This is a genomic window from Paenibacillus mucilaginosus 3016 (genome assembly GCF_000250655.1).
GTDB lineage: Bacteria > Bacillota > Bacilli > Paenibacillales > NBRC-103111 > Paenibacillus_G > Paenibacillus_G mucilaginosus.
Map to the genome: position 1 here is coordinate 2,485,484 of NC_016935.1, position 18,873 is coordinate 2,504,356.

General features: G+C 53.0%; 7 protein-coding genes, 2 pseudogenes and 1 other annotated feature. All 9 genes and pseudogenes read left to right on the top strand.

The window, feature by feature from the left end:
* Nucleotides 1-144 precede the first annotated feature (144 nt).
* Nucleotides 145-1,053, top strand: a complete 909-nt coding sequence (locus PM3016_RS10855) for an ABC transporter permease (RefSeq protein WP_014369469.1) — start codon at nt 145-147, stop codon at nt 1,051-1,053.
* A gap of 12 nt (nt 1,054-1,065) precedes the next feature.
* A pseudogene (locus PM3016_RS10860) lies at nt 1,066-1,976 on the top strand (carbohydrate ABC transporter permease).
* Nucleotides 1,977-2,094: 118 nt separating this feature from the next.
* A complete protein-coding gene (locus tag PM3016_RS10865) occupies nt 2,095-3,711 on the top strand; it encodes an ABC transporter substrate-binding protein (protein ID WP_014369470.1) in 1,617 nt (538 codons plus the stop codon).
* A 124-nt stretch (nt 3,712-3,835) separates the two neighbouring features.
* Nucleotides 3,836-5,371, top strand: a complete 1,536-nt coding sequence (locus PM3016_RS10870; RefSeq protein WP_014369471.1) for a glycoside hydrolase family 32 protein — start codon at nt 3,836-3,838, stop codon at nt 5,369-5,371.
* A 114-nt stretch (nt 5,372-5,485) separates the two neighbouring features.
* Nucleotides 5,486-11,771 (top strand): annotated as a pseudogene (locus PM3016_RS36755) (S-layer homology domain-containing protein).
* Between the two features lie 12 nt (nt 11,772-11,783).
* Entirely contained in the window at nt 11,784-12,662 is an 879-nt protein-coding gene (locus tag PM3016_RS10885) for a phosphotransferase (RefSeq protein WP_014650321.1), read from the top strand.
* 6 nt (nt 12,663-12,668) lie between these two features.
* A complete protein-coding gene (gene sda / locus PM3016_RS10890; protein WP_013915609.1) occupies nt 12,669-12,866 on the top strand; it encodes a sporulation histidine kinase inhibitor Sda in 198 nt (65 codons plus the stop codon).
* A gap of 105 nt (nt 12,867-12,971) precedes the next feature.
* Nucleotides 12,972-16,790 (top strand): GH32 C-terminal domain-containing protein, encoded by a 3,819-nt coding sequence (locus PM3016_RS40720; RefSeq protein WP_014369473.1) that lies wholly within the window; start codon nt 12,972-12,974, stop codon nt 16,788-16,790.
* A gap of 497 nt (nt 16,791-17,287) precedes the next feature.
* Nucleotides 17,288-17,609: a sequence feature (23S ribosomal RNA rRNA prediction is too short), on the bottom strand.
* A 14-nt stretch (nt 17,610-17,623) separates the two neighbouring features.
* A complete protein-coding gene (locus PM3016_RS10900; RefSeq protein ID WP_238540495.1) occupies nt 17,624-18,817 on the top strand; it encodes an MFS transporter in 1,194 nt (397 codons plus the stop codon).
* Nucleotides 18,818-18,873: the final 56 nt, after the last annotated feature.

Consider the following 18,873-nt stretch of genomic DNA (forward strand, 5'->3'; position numbering starts at 1 on the left):
CGATTGCCTGGATGGGGTCTTGATCGGGGTTTTGGAAACGTTTCAAAAAAACCGCACGAAACCGTTTCCTATTCGTAAAAAGGGGGTCACTGCAGATCTGAAATGGAAACGATTCAATATACATCGAAAGCGAGGTAAATTCTTTTGAATTCAAGTCGTTTCAAAGCGATTGCAAACAATTATCAGCTTTACCTTTTCTTGCTGCCCACGCTCTTGTATTTTGCAATTTTCGCTTATTGGCCCATGTACGGGGTCATCATCGCGTTTAAAGATTTTTCCGTGACGAAGGGAATCTTGGGGAGCCCCTGGGTAGGGTTCGAGCACTTCGAACGGTTCTTTACCTCCTATAACTTTAAGGAGCTGATTGGCAATACGCTTGGACTCAGTGTGCTTGGTCTGATCGTGACCTTTCCGCTCCCCATCGTTCTTGCCTTGCTGTTGAATCAAGTGTCGAACCTGCGTTTTAAGAAGTTCGTTCAAACCACGGTGTATGCCCCTTTCTTTATATCGACTGTCGTCTTGTCGGGCATGATTCTGGTTTTCCTGTCTCCGACGGGAATTATCAATCAGGCTATCGTGCAGTTGAGCGGAAAAGAACCGATTCTGTTTATGTCCCAGCCGGAGTATTTCAAAGCCATCTATATCTTATCCGATGTCTGGCAGGGGACAGGATTCAGTGCCATCGTCTATATTGCGGCCCTGGCCGGCGTGAATCCCGAAATTCATGAGGCGGCCATCGTCGATGGTGCAACGAAGTGGCAGCGTATCTTGAATGTCGATCTGCCTTCGATCATGCCTACAGCGATTATTCTCTTGATTCTGGCGGTCGGCAATGTGATGGGGGTGGGCTTCGAGAAGGCGTATCTGCTGCAGACACCGACCAATTTACCGAGCTCGGAAATTATCTCAACCTATGTTTACAAGGTGGGCCTGAAGCAATCTCAATACAGTTTCTCCGCTGCAGTGGGGTTATTTAACTCGGTCATTAATCTTATCCTGCTGATCGCCGTCAACAAAACCGCCAAAAAACTGTCCAATACAAGCTTATTCTAGGAGGGACGAACCGTGTCCGTCGGTCAGACCAACGCAACGTTAAGATCGCGCAACGATTTGATATTCGATGTCCTGAACTATTTCGTTCTATCGGCCATCGCGATTATTGTACTGTATCCCTTGTATTTCGTCTTTATCGCTTCCATCAGCAACCCCACAGCGGTTCTCAATGGGGAGATGTGGATTTGGCCGAAAGGCATTACGATGGAAGGCTATTCGAGAATCATCCAGGAAGGCAGCATTTGGAGAGGGTATCAAAACACCATCCTCTATACGAGCGTCGGTACGGCCATTAACGTACTGCTCACGGTACTGGCAGGCTACGCTCTATCGCGCAAAGATTTATATGGACGCAATACGATCATGGTATACCTGCTCATCACCATGTTCTTCTCCGGCGGGTTGATCCCCTACCTATCTCGTCATCAAAAAGCTGCATCTGATCAATACGATGTGGGCGCTGATTCTGCCGAAGGCCGTATCCCTCTTTAATATTCATTATCGCCCGGTCGTTTTTCCAGGATACGATTCCCGTTGAACTGCTTGAGGCTGCGAAGATGGACGGATGTTCGGACGTTACTTTTTTTGCCAAGATCGTGCTTCCGCTCTCCAAGGCCATTATTGCCGTATTGGCATTGTTCTACGCCGTCGGTTACTGGAACTCCTTCTTCGACGCCCTGATCTACCTGGGGGACGAACGGATGTATCCGCTGCAGCTGGTGCTGCGCAACCTGTTGGTCATTCAGAACGAGCTCGCGAGCCAATTCGTGACCGATGTGGAATCGGCGGAAGTCCAGCAGCGTGTGGCCAGTTTGTTGAAGTATGGTGTCATTGTGATTGCTTCTCTGCCGTTACTCATCGTATATCCCTTTATCCAGCGTTATTTTGTCCAGGGGGTCATGATCGGCAGCGTGAAAGGATAGTCCGGCCGGTTTTTGGGAAGATAGCCGTAAAGGGGGTGGTGGATTCCAGAATCAACGTTGGCTTGTGAGGGAAAAGGGCGGTTACTTGATCAGCGTGTAAAAAAGGGAGGAAAAGAAATTGAAAAAAAGATATGCTGCGTCTGTTGTGCCATTGGTCATGGCAAGTCTGCTGGTAAGCGCATGCAACAAAGAAGCTGGGGATTCGAACGCGTCCAAGTCGAATGAAGGCGGTACTCCGGCGGCCGAAATCAATATGACCGGATACCCGATTGTAAAGGATAAGGTCACATTGAAGTTCGTATCCCCCAAAAATCCGTTAGCTCCGAGCTTCGGCGAAATGACCTTCTTCAAGAATCTGGAGGCCCAATCCAATGTGCATATTGAGTGGAATAATATCGCAAGCGACGGCTATCAAGAGAAGAAGAACTTGCTATTGGCGACAAACGATCTTCCGGATGCCTTCTATAACGCACAATTCTCGGATTTCGACTTGATTAAATACGGCAGCGAAGGAACCATCATCCCGCTGGAGAATCTGATCGATAAGTACATGCCGAACCTGAAGAAGTTATTCGAGGCGCGTCCGGATTTGAAAGCGGTGGTCACGGCCCCCGACGGGCATATCTACTCCTTGCCTTACGCAGAAGAGATGAATCTCATCAACATGCCCAACCAGATGTTCATCAACAAGAAGTGGCTGGATCAATTGAATCTGAAGGTGCCGACGACGCTGGATGAGTACCATGACGCCTTGAAGGCGTTCAAGGACAATAATGTGAACGGCAAGGGGACGGTCATTCCGCTTTCCTGGTGGTTCCAGGGCTGGTGCGGGAACGAAGGAGATCTGCTGGGGATGTTCGGAGCGCCGGACGTAACGACGGATGACCACCGGATCGTCAAAGACGGCAAGGTCCACTATTCGCTGGCTCTCCCGGAATATAAGGAAGCCATTGCCTACTACCATACTTGGTACAAAGAGGGATTGATCGATAAGGAAATCGCCAGCATGGATGGGGAGAAGCTGAAGGCAAAGGGCAAAACCACCGATGAAACCCTGGGATCCTTTATTTGGTGGGAAGGAGCCGAGATTGTCGGCGAAGAGCGGATGAAAGATTACGTCCTGATGCCGCCTCTCAAAAATAAAGAAGGCCAAATTCTCATCGGCAAAAGCAACTACTCCGAGTACTCTCGCGACTCTTTCGTGATTACGAAGGCGAACAAGCATCCGGAAATTACTGCCCGCTGGGTAGACCAGCTGTATGAACCTAAGACGGCGATCCAGGCGCACTGGGGACCGATCGGTGAAGTGTACAAGGAAGAGAACGGCAAGCTTGTGAACCTGCCGGTGCCGCAAGGGACAACGGCCGGCGAATACCGTATTAAAGTAGCTCCAGGCGGACCGGTTGTCATTACGAAGGACGCATTCGGCAAGCTGGTGGAGATGGAGCCGCGCGCGAAGCAGCGTTTGGACGAACTGCAAAAGCATTACTTCCCGTACCAGGTAAAAGAAAATTATCCTTTCGTCTTCTTCTCCGCAGAAGATCTGGAGCAAATCAACCAGATCGAGACCCAGCTCAAAGAGTATACGAAGCAAATGAAAGCGAAGTGGCTCATGGAAGGCGGCGTCGAGAAAGAATGGGACGGCTACCTGAAGAAACTGGATCAGATCGGACTGCAAAAGCTGCTCCAAATCTACCAAAAGGGCTACGACGATTTCAAGAAGAACAACAGCTAAAGCAAGCCGCATGATATCCGGCACCTAATGCGGAAGAACAAACCGGAGCGATATTCCAGTGGTTCCGGTTTGTTCTTCACGAACGAATAAGGCTTTGTCTTTGAATAGGAAGGATGAACACGAATTGACCACTCCATACCTGAATGAAAAATTCCAGAATGAAAAATTTCAGAACGAAAAGTTTCGTCCGCAATTTCACTTTACCCCTTCGGCCCATTGGATGAATGACCCGAACGGCATGGTTTATTTCGAAGGGGAGTACCATCTGTTTTATCAGCATCATCCGAATGGGACAACGTGGGGGCCGATGCATTGGGGACATGCGGTCAGTTCGGATCTGGTGCATTGGGAGCATTTGCCGATCGCGTTGAAGCCGGATCACAACGGTTTTATATTCTCGGGCAGCGCCGTAGTGGATTGGAAGGATAGCAGCGGCCTCTTCGGCGGCCGGCCGGGCCTTGTGGCGATATTCACGCACGCTGACCAGTACCCGGATTCCGACCGTCCCAGACAGCGGCAGAGCCTGGCCTACAGCACGGATCAAGGCAGAAGCTGGACGATGTACGAGAACAATCCTGTTCTTGCGAACGAGCTGTATACGGATTTCCGGGATCCTAAAGTATTCTGGCATGAGCAGAAGCAGCATTGGGTCATGGTGCTGGCTGCCGGTGATCATGTTCAGTTCTACACCTCGAATGATTTGAAGCTTTGGACCTTCGCCAGTGAATTTGGCACGGCGGAAGGTTCACATGAGGGGGTATGGGAATGCCCCGATCTCATTGAGCTGCCGGTCGAGGGCTCGGAAGGCGAGTGCAAGTGGGTGCTGATTGTCAGTATCGGAGATCATCCCGATCATCCGGAGGGTTCCAGAACTCAATATTTCATAGGACAGTTCGACGGAAGGACCTTTACGAATGAGAATGCTGCGGATACGGTGCTGTGGCTGGATCACGGCCGGGACAATTATGCCGGTGTTACCTGGTCGGATGTTCAGCGGCCGGATCAAGCGAAGCTGTTTATCGGATGGATGAGCAACTGGAAATATTGCAATCTGACGCCGACGAAGGAATGGAGAAGCGCCATGACGCTTCCGAGAGAGCTGCGGCTGCGGCGTACACCTTCCGGCATTCGAGTGGTGCAGCAGCCGGTTTCCGAGCTGCAGGAACTGAGGCAGCAGGAGCAGAGCCGGCAGTGGGGGGGCGTAACCATTCGTCCCGGGGATAACCTGTTGAAGGATGTGACGGGCGACCGATACGAACTGATTTGCGAATTTGACGTTGGCAGCGCGGAGGAAGTCGGGTTTCATCTTCGAACCTCGGATACGGAGAAGACGGTAGTCGGATATCGTGCGGCCGAAAGAAAGCTGTTCGTCTGCCGAACCCACTCTGGCGAAAGTGCATTTCATCCTGGCTTCGCATGCAGGCATGACGCACGGCTTGAGCCCCTTGAAGGCCGGATTCATCTTCATTTATTCGTCGACCACTCTTCCATTGAGATCTTCGCCAATCACGGGGAAGTGGCCGTGACCGACCAAATCTTCCCTGACCCATCCAGCGTAGGTCTGGAGCTGTATGCCCGCGGCGGTGAAGCGACCATTCATCGCTTGGACTTCCACCCGCTTCAATCCATCTATTCATACGCGCCGATCTCAAGACGATAAGGCGGCATCGTTTTCTTCTCTCCAGTCTATACTTCGACATGGTCGGTATAGGTTTGGGGAGAATGAACTGAAACAATATGTAAGCGCAATATTTGGATCAAAGGAGGCAGACTCTTGATAATAAAGAACTTTCGTTTCAGCCTGATCCATACGATCATCCTGTCGATAATGCTGTCGACAGGGGGACCTGGAATCAGCCTTGACAGAGCCTATGCTGATGATTTCCCTTCTACGAATGCTGCTCATACAGTAACAACCGCTGCCTCATCGGTCTATGCGGATACCATGGAGCCGGTTTTCACACCTGCGGATGCTACCATTAAGGGATCAACCCCTGTTACCTCCACGGTATATGCGAATACCCTTGAGAATCCCGGCTTTGAAACCGGAGACATGACGGGTTGGACGGTGATCGACGGAGGTGCTTTCGGTCCGGACAGCGTATCGGACGAAACCATGTACTGGGCTGAAGGGATTCCCTACGGGGCAGGAAGGCACCTACCATCTGAATGGATGGAAGCATGAAGAATCGGCCACAGGAAGGGTACGTTCTTCCACCTTCACCTTAAGCGGTTCCGGATGGATTACCTTTATGCTCGGCGGCGGCAGACACACGGACCGGGATTACATTGAAATAAGCAATGCGGATACGGGTGAAGTGTTAGCACGATACGGCAATACGGAGTGGAGCGCGGAGAATTTTCCGAACGTAGAGCTTGGCCTGAACTTGGCCAACCTGGTGAAATATAAGGCCGATTTGAGCCCCTATATCGGGCAGCATCTGTATATCGATATCGTAGATCACGGTACATCCGACTGGGGTCTGCTGTTCGCCGATGCCATCCATACATACCATGAGTCCAAGCCAAGTGAGGGTGTGAGAGCCGACAATTTGTACGATCCGGGCGTGAAGGAAATCCAAAATCCCGGCTTTGAAACGGGAGATCTGAGCGGCTGGACCGTTGTGGAAGGGGAAGCTTTCGGTCCGGGGAGCGTATCGAATGAAACGACCTATTGGGCTGAGAAGATCCCTTATAACCAAGAAGGCCAATACCATCTGAACGGCTGGACCTATCCGGAGGAGAAGACGGGGAAGCTGCGTTCGACTGCGTTTAAGCTGGGCGGAACCGGCTGGATTACGTTCCGACTGGGGGGCGGGAAACATACCGATTTGGCCCATATCGATGTCTATGATGCCAAGAGCGGCGAGCTGGTGGCGCGTTACGGAAACACGGAATTCGCAGAGCTGAACTTCCCGCATGTCGACCAGGGCCTTCGGCTGGCGAATATGGTGCAGTATAGAGCGGATTTACGATCGTATATAGGGGAGGAATTATATGTTGAGATTGTAGACGATGCCACAAGTGACTGGGGAGTCGTCTTCGCCGACGATTTCAGGACCTATCTTCCGGATACGCCGACCGGTGGTGTCCTTGCGAAGAATCTGTATAATCCAGTCCGGTACGAGCTGCGCAATCCCGGCTTCGAATCGGGCACCCTGCTGGGCTGGACGGTTGTCGCCGGCAGCGCCTTCGGACCGGGCAGCGTGTCCGGCGATCCGACCTGGTGGGACGAGAACATCCCCTACAACCAGGAAGGCAGCTATCATCTTGACGGCTGGAGGTATGACGAGAAGAACACGGGTATCCTTCGTTCGTCTGCGTTCACCTTGGGCGGAAGCGGCTGGATTACGTTTAAGCTGGGCGGCGGCAAACACACCGATCTTGTGCATGTGAACGTATACCATGCGGATACGGATGAGCTCATCGCCCGTTACGGAAATACGGAGTTCAAGGATGTGAATTTCCCGAATATCGATCAAGGGATGCGGCTTGCCAATATGGTTCAGTACAAGGCGGATCTGTCCAAGTACCTGGGCGAGAACCTCTATCTTGAATTGGTCGACAATGCCGAATCGGATTGGGGAATGATGTTTGCGGATGCATTCTTTACCTACCAAGAATCGGTTCCGGCGGATGGCGTTATAGCAGCCAATCTATACTCGACAACTCCGGACACTCTCGAGAATCCTGGTTTCGAGACCGGCGATTGGAGCGGTTGGACCACGGATGGCGATGCGTTTACCGGTGCGCTGACCGATCAATCCAGTTTTGGTGACCCTGCAGCGCCATATGGTCAGGAAGGTGCCTATCACGTGTCCGGCTATGGTCAAGCGGACAAAGATACGGGAACATTAACGTCCCGTCCCTTCAGGCTGAGCGGAACGGGATTCGTTACTTTTCTTGTGGGCGGCGGAGCTAACCCAGACGAACTTTACGTGGCCCTGGTCCGGGCTTCAGATCAATCCGTGCTGATGAAAGCGACCGGAACTCGGTCGGAGGCATATACCCGCATCCAGTGGGATGCAACGCCTTATCTCGGCCAGGAGCTCTATATTCAAGTTGTGGATGGGGATCCGGCCGGCCATATCAATGTCGATGATTTTCAGGTCAAAGGATCCGGTCTGATCGGCAGCTGGCGTTTGGACGAGGGTCAGGGAGCGGCTGCCAAGGACGATGTCCGCAATAAGAATGACGCGGTTCAATACGTATTCAACAATGCCAAATACAAACCGGACAGCGAACCTTTATGGAGACCAGGCGCTGCCGGCCAAGGGCTGCTCTTTGATGGATACTCCACTTGGATCGCCAGACCTGCCAATGAAATCGCCAAGCCCGCGGATGAAATCACCATAGAATCCTGGGTTGCCCCCAGGTCTTATGAGTGGGGCGATGGGGGGAAGCTATCCGCGATAGTCAATCAATACGACAGTGATACCCGCACCGGCTACATTCTTGGCATGGGCCGTCATGGCAAGTGGTCGTTCCAGGCAGGGATTAACGGAAAGTGGACGGAAGTATGGGCCGATGAAGACAAACCGCTCCCCAAATTCGAGTGGTCTCACATCGCTGCCACCTACAGTAGAACCGACGGGAAGCTGAAGCTGTATTTGAATGGCGAACTGGCAGGGATCGCTGCCGCGGAGAAGAAGCTCCCCATCTCTCCGGCGAACCAAGATTTTATGATTGGCAAAAATAACTCCGGCGTTGTGATTAACGGGGTCTTCACCGCCAATATGTTTAACGGCATGATCGATGAAGTGAAAGTGTTCAATCGGTCTCTGACTGCAGAGGAGATTCAAAACGACTATCATACCGTCGCATCGAATTTTGAGGGAGGCATGGCCCCTGCGCCTTCCATGGATTTTGACCGGAGCGTTTACGATGGAGACCGCTATCGGCCCCAGTATCATTTGATCGCGCCCGGCCACTGGATGAATGAGCCGCACGCTCCGCTCTATTTTGACGGCAAGTATCACATCTTCTATCAGTTTAATCCGCAAGGTCCTTACTGGCACCAGATTCATTGGGGGCATGCGGTAAGCGAGGATATGGTGCACTGGAAGGATATGCCCGTTGCCCTTGCCCCGGAAGCGGGTTCGGAAACCCCCGACGGCGTGTGGTCCGGCAGCGCGGTGATCGACGACAATGGCAATCCTGCTTTGTTCTTTACGGCAGGGAATGACAAGGCTTCGCCTAATCAGGCGACGGGACTTGCCAGAAGCACCTTCACGAATGACGGTGATGTCAACCTGCAGAATTGGGTTTATCACGGAACACCGGTAACCACTCAAGCGCCTAATCTTCCGGCGGAGGAAGGCGAAGTATGGTACGGCAATTTCCGGGATCCCTACGTATGGAAGGACGGGAATACGTGGTACCAATTGGTAGGGTCCGGAATCAAAAACGTAGGCGGAACGGCTTTGCTCTATACCTCGGAGGATATGGTTCACTGGACTTACCAGCGTCCGTTCTTCGTCGGCGATTATGAGAAGTATCATCAAACCGGGCAGGTGTGGGAGCTTCCCGTATTTCTTCCGCTGGGCAAGGACAGCAGTGGAACGATGAAATATGCCTTTTTTATTAATCCGTGGTTCGACCACTATGATGCCGATAATGTGAAGTATGTCTTCCACTGGATTGGCACCTGGGATAAAGTCAACAACAAATTCGTCCCCGATCACGAAGAACCCCGCATGTTCGATTTTGGCGAACATTTTACCGGTCCGAGCGGGATGGTAGATGGTCAAGGACGTTCGATCTTGTTCAGCATTACCCAGGATCGACGCACAGAACAGCAGCATGCGGATTCAGGCTGGGCGCATAATGGCGGTCTGCCGCTCGAGTTATCCTTGCGCGGTGACGGCACGCTCGGTGTGGAGCCGATTACCGAGCTTCAATCTCTTCGTGGCCGGAAGCTGGTGGATCTAACCCAGACTTCCATGGGAGCCGCCAATGCCAAGCTGGCTCAAGTGCAGGGCGATATGCTGGAGGTTGTCCTGGAAGCCAGAATCGGTGCAGCGAACAAGGTTGGCCTTTCGCTGCGGAAGACCGCGGACGGCAAAGAGGAGACCCGACTGGTTTATGATGCGGAACAGCAGCTGCTGAGCCTGGACAGATGGAAGTCTTCTCTGGACCCGGATGTGCAGAAGGGGATCCAGAGCGGCAGGATGGAGCTCGACGGGGATGTGTTAAAGCTGCATATCTATCTCGATCGTTCGATGCTGGAGGCTTATGCCAACGGGAAGAACAGCATCACCTCCCGGATTTATCCGACGCGCGCCGATGCACTCGGCCTTCGCCTGTGGAGCGAAGGGGGACAAACTACCATTGAGACATTGCAGGTATGGGAGATGAACTCCGCTTATGGAGATAAGGTGCCAGCCAGCTGGCCGGTTTCTGAGGTTCAGAAGAAGCCTGTCGGCGAACTGCCCAATGCCGATTTTGAGAAGGGCGATTTGTCCGGGTGGACAGTGGAAGGCGATTCATTTTCCAATCAGAATGTCGTCAAGGTGAATGATTGGGGGTGGGGAGGGCCCTTTAACCAAGCCTCAGCTGCCAAAGACCCCGAGCGCTATCATTTGTGGGGATTTACGCCGGAGATTGGAGATCCTGCGACAGGTTCCCTGAAAACTCAAAGCTTTACATTAGGCGGGGATGGCAGGATCAGCTTCCTGATTGGCGGCGGCAGGGATATCGATAAGCTTTATACTGCCCTTGTTCGTGCTTCCGACGGCCAGATTCTAATGAAAGAGACCGGAGACAACAATGAAGCCTACCGCCGTGTAACGTGGGATGCTTCGGCGTACAAGGGAGAGCTCCTCTATATTCAGGTTGTCGACCAGGCAACAGGCGGCTGGGGGCATATCAATTTTGATAATCTGAATGTTCCGGTGGCATTGAAGGGGAACAGCCGCCCTGGCACGGCTGGTGGGATAGCCATTGATCCGAAACCGGAGACGGTGAACCTCCCTCAGGCCGACCCGGATGGCAAAGTCGCCGTTTCGATTGCTGGTGGTGCCAAGATGGTCGTTCTTCCCGCTGACGCAGCCGTCATTACCAACAAGAATAGCATCGAGATCTCCAATGACCATGTGACGGTTACCATTCCAGGTACCGTTCTGGTGAAACTGCAGAGTTTCCTCCCGGCGGACGAACGGAAGGATGCGACGATCTCCCTTAAGATGGAGCCCGTATCCTTGGCGGATCAAACCATGCTGCTGAACAAAGCGGGAGAGAAGTCGAAGGCGAAGCTGACCGCCGCAGGGGAGATGCTTGAATTTTCGCTTGCCATAGTTGGCAAAGACGGAGTGGAAAAAACATTATCCCAGTTTGACGAGGAAATCTCGATTGCATTTCGAATCTCAGGTGATGTCAAGACAGAGCTCCTGGGCGTCTACTGCATCGAAGATGACGGTTCTATGGAATATGCGGGAGGCCGGATGGAGGACGGCAAGTGGGCTGCGCAAGTCAGCCATTCTAGCAAATATGCCGTGGTCAGCTACGATAAGAGCTTCTCCGATGTGAGCGATTCGTTCTGGGCGGCGGGAGTCATTAAGGAAATGGCCGCCAAACACATCCTTGCCGGGATCCATGATACGCAGTTTGCGCCGAACCAGCCGGTGACCCGCGCCGAATTCACCGCGTTGATCGTGCGGGCACTTGGCCTTGGGGCGCAAGGGGCCGTGACGTTCACTGACGTGGCCCCGACAAGCTGGTACGCGGGTGCTGTGGCGGCTGCCGGCGAAGCGGGAGTGGTAACCGGACTCTCAGATACGAGGTTCGCACCGGATGCGACCATAACCCGTGAGGAGATGGCCATCATGCTCGTGCGTGCCTATGAGAAGCAGGCTAAAGGCGCCCAGGCGGATGCGGCCCATGCCAAAGGGTTTGCTGATGAAGAAAGCGTCAGCACCTGGGCGCTGGATGCAGTAAGAAAGGCGCAGGCACTGGAGCTGATTAACGGACGGGGCAGCGGTCTATTCGTGCCCAAAGATGAGGTGACCCGTGCGGAGAGCGCACAGGCGATTGCCCAATTGATAGCTTGGAAGGCGGGGTGAATCCTCTTGAGGATGAAAGTGGAAGACATTATTCGTGAAGTACCCGAGCTGAACCGCGAATTGTTGGGCTTTGAAACGCTGGGAGGCGGCCTGTGCAACGAAACGTATAAGGTACAAACCCAAGAGAAGGCCTACGTGCTTCGCATCAACAGCAGGCAAAATGAATATCTAAACCTGACCCGCCGCTCAGAGATCGAAGTGATGAAGATGGCAAACCGTGAGGGATTTTCGCCTAAAGTCATCTCTAGTGCTGTTCCTGAACAATTTGTAGTTACGGAGTTTATCGAAGGCCGAATGGTAGCGAAGGACGACCTGAAGAACCCTGCGATCAAAGGAATGATCATGGATCGTCTCAAACGAATTCACCGAATGGAGGATCAAGGAAGAATATGCACCCCTTACGACTTGATTTATGGCTATTTGAAAGGCGCTGCATTGTTTCAAGTCAAGCATCCGGAGGGGTTACACCGAATCCTGCACCGGGTAGAGACCATTGCGCATAGGCGGAGTAATGACAAGGAATATAACAACAAGTTCTGCCACAACGATTCCTTTCTGTGCAATATGATCTACACCGGCGACCAGCTGCAAATCATAGATTGGGAGCTGTCGGGAAGGGGGGATGTGTTTTTTGAGTTGACCCTCATTCCGTTCACAAACCAATTCAGCGAAGAAGATGAGCGGGAGTGGCTTAGGTTATATTTCGGACATGCCGAAGAGGATGCCTTTCATATTCTGCAGGACATGAAATACGTTTCTATGGTCCGGGAGGTGGCGTGGGGCTTATTTTACAGTGGACTTACGAAGGACTCCAGGCATCATGACTTTGATTACTACCAATTTGCCGAATCCTGCATTCAGCGAATAGAACAAGGGATTTATCAGCTATAGCGGGTGATGAATGTGATCGATGGGGCAGACAGCACGACTGGATTGGAGCAGGCGAGCACGGATGTGCTCGCCGCCGCCTATCAAGAGGCCGTTGCGCTCGGACTGGGCAGGGAGTTCATCCGTCTGCTGGAAAAGGAGCTGTTACGAAGAGACGTCAGAGCGACGAGGTTCCTGGGAATCATACCTAAACAGGAGAGGAGGTGATGGATAGCCACGATTAGGAGTTATGGTAATCATCAAGGAGGGAACGAACGTACGGAGATTCATGCAGACGGTTACATCAGCTGACAATCCAAAAGGAGGAAACACATGTTTCATCGTACAAAATGGCTGAGCATCATGCTCTCTGTGTCCTTGGGTCTCATCTCCTGCCCCGTTATTCAACCTGCCCAGGCGGCTGCAGCGACCATTGCCGAATGGAAGTTTGATGAAGGCAGCGGGAAAACAACGAAGGAATCGGTGGGAAATACGAGCGATCCCATCCATTATGTGTTTAATAACGCAGTCTATAAACCATCCGGCGCCCCGGAATGGAAAGCGGACGGCATCTCCGGCAGTGCCTTATTATTTGACGGCTACTCCACTTGGGTAACGCACAACCCGATTGCCACGCCTTCGACGGCGATGACCATCGAGACCTGGGTCGCACCCCGGGCCTACGAATGGGGGGATAACGGCATGCTGTCGGCCATCGTCAATCAGCATGATAAATCCGCCAAACAAGGATTTGTGCTGGGGGTCTTTCGTGGAGGCACCTGGTCGCTGCAAATCGGATCAGGCGGAAATTGGTATGAACTGTGGGCATACGAGCCGCTTCCCAAATACGAGTGGTCCCATCTTGCAGCCACGGTGGACGGAACGCAAGGGACGATGAAGCTGTACCTGAATGGGCAGCAGGTCGCATCCCGCAGTATTCCTGCGAATTCCACGATCACTCCCTCAGGGAATCCTCTGCTGATCGGCAAGAACAACCAGAGCACGCCGCTCGCTGTGTTCCCCCTGAATATGTTTAACGGTCTCATTGATGAAGTGAAGATCCGAAGCGGAGCCGCCAGCGCGGCGGAGGTGCAAAGTAGTTACCAGAGCTATTTGACCCAGCTGGGCGGGAACCTTCCAACGCCTGACACAGGTTTTAACCGAAGTACGTACAATGGGGACAAGTACCGTCCCACTTATCATGCTATCGCACCGGGCCACTGGATGAACGAACCCCATGCGCCGCTCTATTATAATGGGCAGTACCATCTCTTCTACCAAAACAATCAGCACGGCCCGTATTGGCACAATATGCATTGGGGACATTGGGTAAGCGAAGACATGGTGCACTGGCGGGATCTTCCGCCGGCGCTGTCGCCGGAGCTGTTCCAGGTGGACCCGGATGGCGACTGGACGGGAAGCTCCGTTATAGACGATGCCGGGAACCCTACGCTGTTCTTCACGGCCGGTAATGACGCCAAGCCCTACATCGGCAGCAATCAGAATATCGGTGTCGCACGGAGCACGGTGAAGCAGGATGGCGACAATGATTTGAAAAAGTGGATCAAAGAATCCAAGCTTGCGGTTACCCAGCAGCCAGGTCAAGGAAAGACCGGTGAGTTCCGCGACCCTTATGTCTTCAAGGATGGATCGACCTGGTTCATGCTGGTGGGGACGGGGATCGAGGGTCAAGGCGGAACCGCCGCCGTTTATTCCACGTCAGATCCCAAATTAATGAATTGGACCTACCGGGGTCCATTGCATCAATCGAATACGGCTGCTTATCCTCACCTGGGAACGGTGTGGGAGCTTCCGGTGCTGCTGCCGCTGGGCAATGGCAAGCACCTGCTCGCCATTAGTCCGGTCGGGTCGGGAGCGGATGTGGAAGTATACTACTGGATCGGGACGTGGAACAGCGGCACCGCCAAATTCACACCGGATCAGCCGGCCCCGCAATTGATGGATTTCGGGGATTTCAAGTTCACGGGTCCGAGCGCTTTTGTTGACCCGGTATCGGGACGGAATATCCTGTTTACAATTGCACAGGGAGAGAGGTCCTCTCAGGAAGAATCGGATGCAGGATGGGCGCATAATGCCGGCCTGCCGGTGGAATTAAGTCTCCGGCCGGACGGTCGACTGGGGATCAACCCGATTGCTGAGCTGAAGTCTCTGCGCGGACAGCAGCTGGTCAATATCACGACGGATACCAGTTTTGCCGCGGCGAACACCGCTCTGGCCGCAGTATCCGGCGATACGCTGGAGATTGAGGTGGAGCTCGCCAGAGGGGCTGCAGATCAAGTGGGTATGAAAGTACGCCGATCTCCAAACGGAGAGGAAGAAACCTTGCTGTATTACAAGAACAGCACGGATGAATACGGCGTGAACCGGACCAAAACGGTGGCGGGCACGAACAAGGGCATCCAAAAGGGCACCGTGGATCTTGGAAATGAAAATGTAAAGCTGCATGTGTATCTGGATAAATCCATGGTGGAGTCTTACTTGAACGGGCTAAAATCCATCACGACGCGCACGTATTCCACGCGGGAGGACGCTAAAGGCTTGCAACTGTGGGCGGATACGAATACGGACTCCATTGTCGTAAAGTCGTTAAAGGTATGGAGCATGAACCCGGCTTACGTGCAGACGCCGGCAAGCGGCGTAACGCTGTCTCCCGCAAGCCTTCAAGTAACCGAGGGCGGAAAGAAATCGTTACATGCGACGGTGGCTCCTTCGAATGCGACGAATAAAAACGTGACCTGGACTTCGAGCAATCCGGGCGTCGCGACGGTTGTCAATGGTGTGGTCACCGGCAAGTCGGCAGGCACCGCAACGATAACGGCTGCAACCCGTGATGGTGCCAGGACGGCATCAAGCGCGGTTACCGTTGCCGCGCCGGCTTCGTCCGCGAATTTGACGAACGGCGGGTTTGAATCCGGCAATCTAAGCGGCTGGATTGTTGAAAGTGGGACTGCTTTCTCGGATGCGGCTGTTTCGAATCAGTCCGTGTTCTGGGACACACAGCCATTCAACCACAAAGGCACATATCATCTCTGGGGTTTTAAACAGGGAGAAGAAGCAACAGGTGTTCTCAAGTCGTCTAACTTCACATTAGGGGGCAATGGTCAGATCAGCTTCCTGGTTGGCGGAGGTTCCGATATCGACAAGCTTTACGTATCCTTCCACCGGGCTTCGGACGGAAAAGAATTATTCCGGTCGACGGGACCCGGCACCTACTGGAACTGGCAGAGCAGTAAAGGCGAAACGGAAAGCTACACCCGAAGATATTGGGACGCCACGGCTTATATCGGGACTTCCATGTATATTAAGGTCGTCGATGAGCGTACGGATGGGTGGGGTCATATCAACGTGGACGACTTCCTTGTTCCCGTTCAAGGAGGCGCGACGGATACGCAAGCCCCAACTGCACCGGCGAATCTGCAAGCACCGGCCAAGACGGCGAATTCGGTCACGCTCGGCTGGGGGGCATCAACCGATAATGTCGGGGTTACCGGCTATACTATTTTCCGGAATGGGACTCAAGTGGGCACCAGCACAACAACGGGGTATACGGACACTGGATTAAGTCCCAATACGGCCTACGCCTACACGGTAAAAGCATTCGATGCTGCCGGAAATGGGTCCGCCGCCAGCAGCAGCTTGACGGTTACGACCCAGGCTTCCACGATCGGTGGAATAACCAATCATGATTTCGAGAGCGGGAATTTGACCGGCTGGACGGTCGAGAGCGGTAACGCATTCAGTGCCGCTGACGTTACGGCCGATGTGAACTGGGGATGGGGAGGACCCTTCAATCAGAGCGGAACGCATCACCTCTGGGGATTTAAAGACGGGGGCGACGGACAGGTCGGCGTTCTCCAATCCGAGACGTTCACGCTTGGCGGCAGCGGTGTGATCGATTTCTTGATCGGCGGCGGGAATGATATCAACAATCTGTACGTTGCCCTGGTCCGCGCTTCCGACGGAGTAGAATTGATGAAGGCGACGGGCAGCAATAACGAAGCGTACAGCCGAATCACGTGGAATGCCGCTTCTTATGTGGGAACGCCATGCTACATGAAGATTGTCGATAACGCAACGGGAGGCTTCGGCCATATCAATGTAGATGATGTGAATGTCCCTGCTTTGAAATAGTGTGAGATAAACGGAGCCTCGCGGGTTTGCGGGCTCCGTTTATCTGTTTAGGAGATCGGCGCATGGGCGAGAGCGTGTGTGTCACAAGTTCGTCGGACTTGGGCTCATGAAGGGCTATCCGAACGGCAAATTTGCTGCCAAAGCAACCACAACGCGCAGTAGCGGCCGCAGCTCTGAGTGTGCCGGTTGCGGCGATTGAATTTATCCACAAACTTCTGGCTTGATGTTACATCATCGCAGATATCGTAACAAAAAGCACCATTTCGTAATATAAGGCATTGTGTTATTATTTTACACTAATGTATATTGAATACAAATAATGGATGAGATTTACAATCTGTAAAGCGCGATGCCGCTCCATTTTTAATCGGATTGTCTAGTGAATCAGGAACACACACTTACAGTCAACATAGGAAGGGGGATTGTGTCCGAAGAACTTTTAGACTATCGGCGGATCAGATTCTCACTGAACTTTTCGTTACCCCTACCGGCATTCTGACTTGTATGTATCCAGCTGCCCTCACGATCAGCCTTCAACCCGCATACAACGCTCCCCTACCATAAATGGACTCCTAGCTTCGGTGGTGTGTTTAGCCCCGTTACATAATTTGGCCCAAGCCACTCGACCAGTGAGCGATCACGCACCTTTCGTTGGCGGCTGCTTCAGCGCCCATACCCTTCTGTCTGTTCAGCTCCACATCCTTTCCCACTTAACACACTCGGAGATCTTAGTTGATGATCTGCGCTGTTTCCCTCTAGACAAACTAAAGTTGATGTCCAAGGAAAGGTTGAGCCTAATGAAGCGACTGTTCGGAATGAGCTGTTATTTTTATTTGTTAATTGGAATTACAAGCGTACTACTGGGTTCACTGCTGCCGAAGCTGCTGCCGCACTATGGGCGGGATTACAGCGACGGAGGAATGCTCCTCTTTCTCCAGTTCATTGGTTTTTTGTGCGGAGTCATGACCTCGCCCTGGTGGTCCCAGCGGTTTGGGCGTAAACATCTCCTGCTGATAGCCTTGATCAACGTCGTCATTCCCTATGCCGTCATCGGCTTTCTGCCGAGCTGGTATGCTGTGATAGCAATGACTTTCTGCACAGGCTTCGGCTCGGGGATTATCGAATCGGCGGTTGGTGCATTTACCATCGAGTTTGCCGAAGGTCAAAAGTCGATTGCGATGACGAAGCTTGATGTTTATTTTGGCGTGGGCGCTCTGCTCATGCCAGCGGTAATCAGCGGATTTGTAGCGATCGACTTATGGTCCTACTCTTTCTTCGCAGCAGCAGCGGCTGCAGCCGGACTGCTGCTCCTGTGGGTGACGATGCCGGCCCAAAGCTCCGAGCTGCTTCAGCTGCGCACGGTCCCGGCTTCGGGTACCGATAGCCGCGACAGCGCTGGGACACCGGCGGCAGCTGGTGGATATATAGGGAGGCAACGGGTTATTCTGCTGATTTATGTGGTGTTCTTCTTTGTGTACATGGGGCTGGAGCTGGGGATTATGAATTTTCTGCCTTCCATTCTCATTGAGAGCACTGGAGTCAACCCCTCTACTGCGGCACTGGGCGTCACTGCGTTCTGGACTGCGATGGTGGCAGGGCGACTGTTCGCAGGGCATTTGGCCGAGCGGGTCAGGTATATCCCTTTTCTGCTGGCCAGCAGTATGGGCACACTGCTGCTGCTGATTGGACTGGCGGTGGTTCAGAGCCAGATCAGTATTTTTCTGCTCATTCTGGGTGTGGGTCTGCTCATGTCGGGATTATTCTCGATCGCGCTGGTACTGGCTAATGCTCTGCTTCCGGGCCAAATCGAACGGACAACCAGTATTCTGATTGCAGCGGGAGGCATCGGAGGCTCGGTACTGCAGTTCTTCATCGGATGGAGCATGGAGCAGTGGAATGTCGGGTGGACCCTGTGGATGCTTGCGGGATTTGCCCTGATTCTCTTTATTATCGTCTTCCTCTCGGAACCGCTGGGAGGGAACCGTGCGGGCAGGAACACAGCAGGGCTGAAGGCATCGAACCAATAACCCTCATTACGGAAGGGAGGTGATGCAGCAAGGGTGTGATTCATGCGAACAGGCGG

Excerpts from the sequence above, each read along its gene's own strand:
- PM3016_RS10885 (WP_014650321.1), top strand. The coding sequence starts at position 11,784 with ATGAAAGTGGAAGACATTATTCGTGAAGTACCCGAGCTGAACCGCGAA.
- sda (WP_013915609.1), top strand. The coding sequence starts at position 12,669 with ATGAATGTGATCGATGGGGCAGACAGCACGACTGGATTGGAGCAGGCG.
- PM3016_RS40720 (WP_014369473.1), top strand. The coding sequence starts at position 12,972 with ATGTTTCATCGTACAAAATGGCTGAGCATCATGCTCTCTGTGTCCTTG.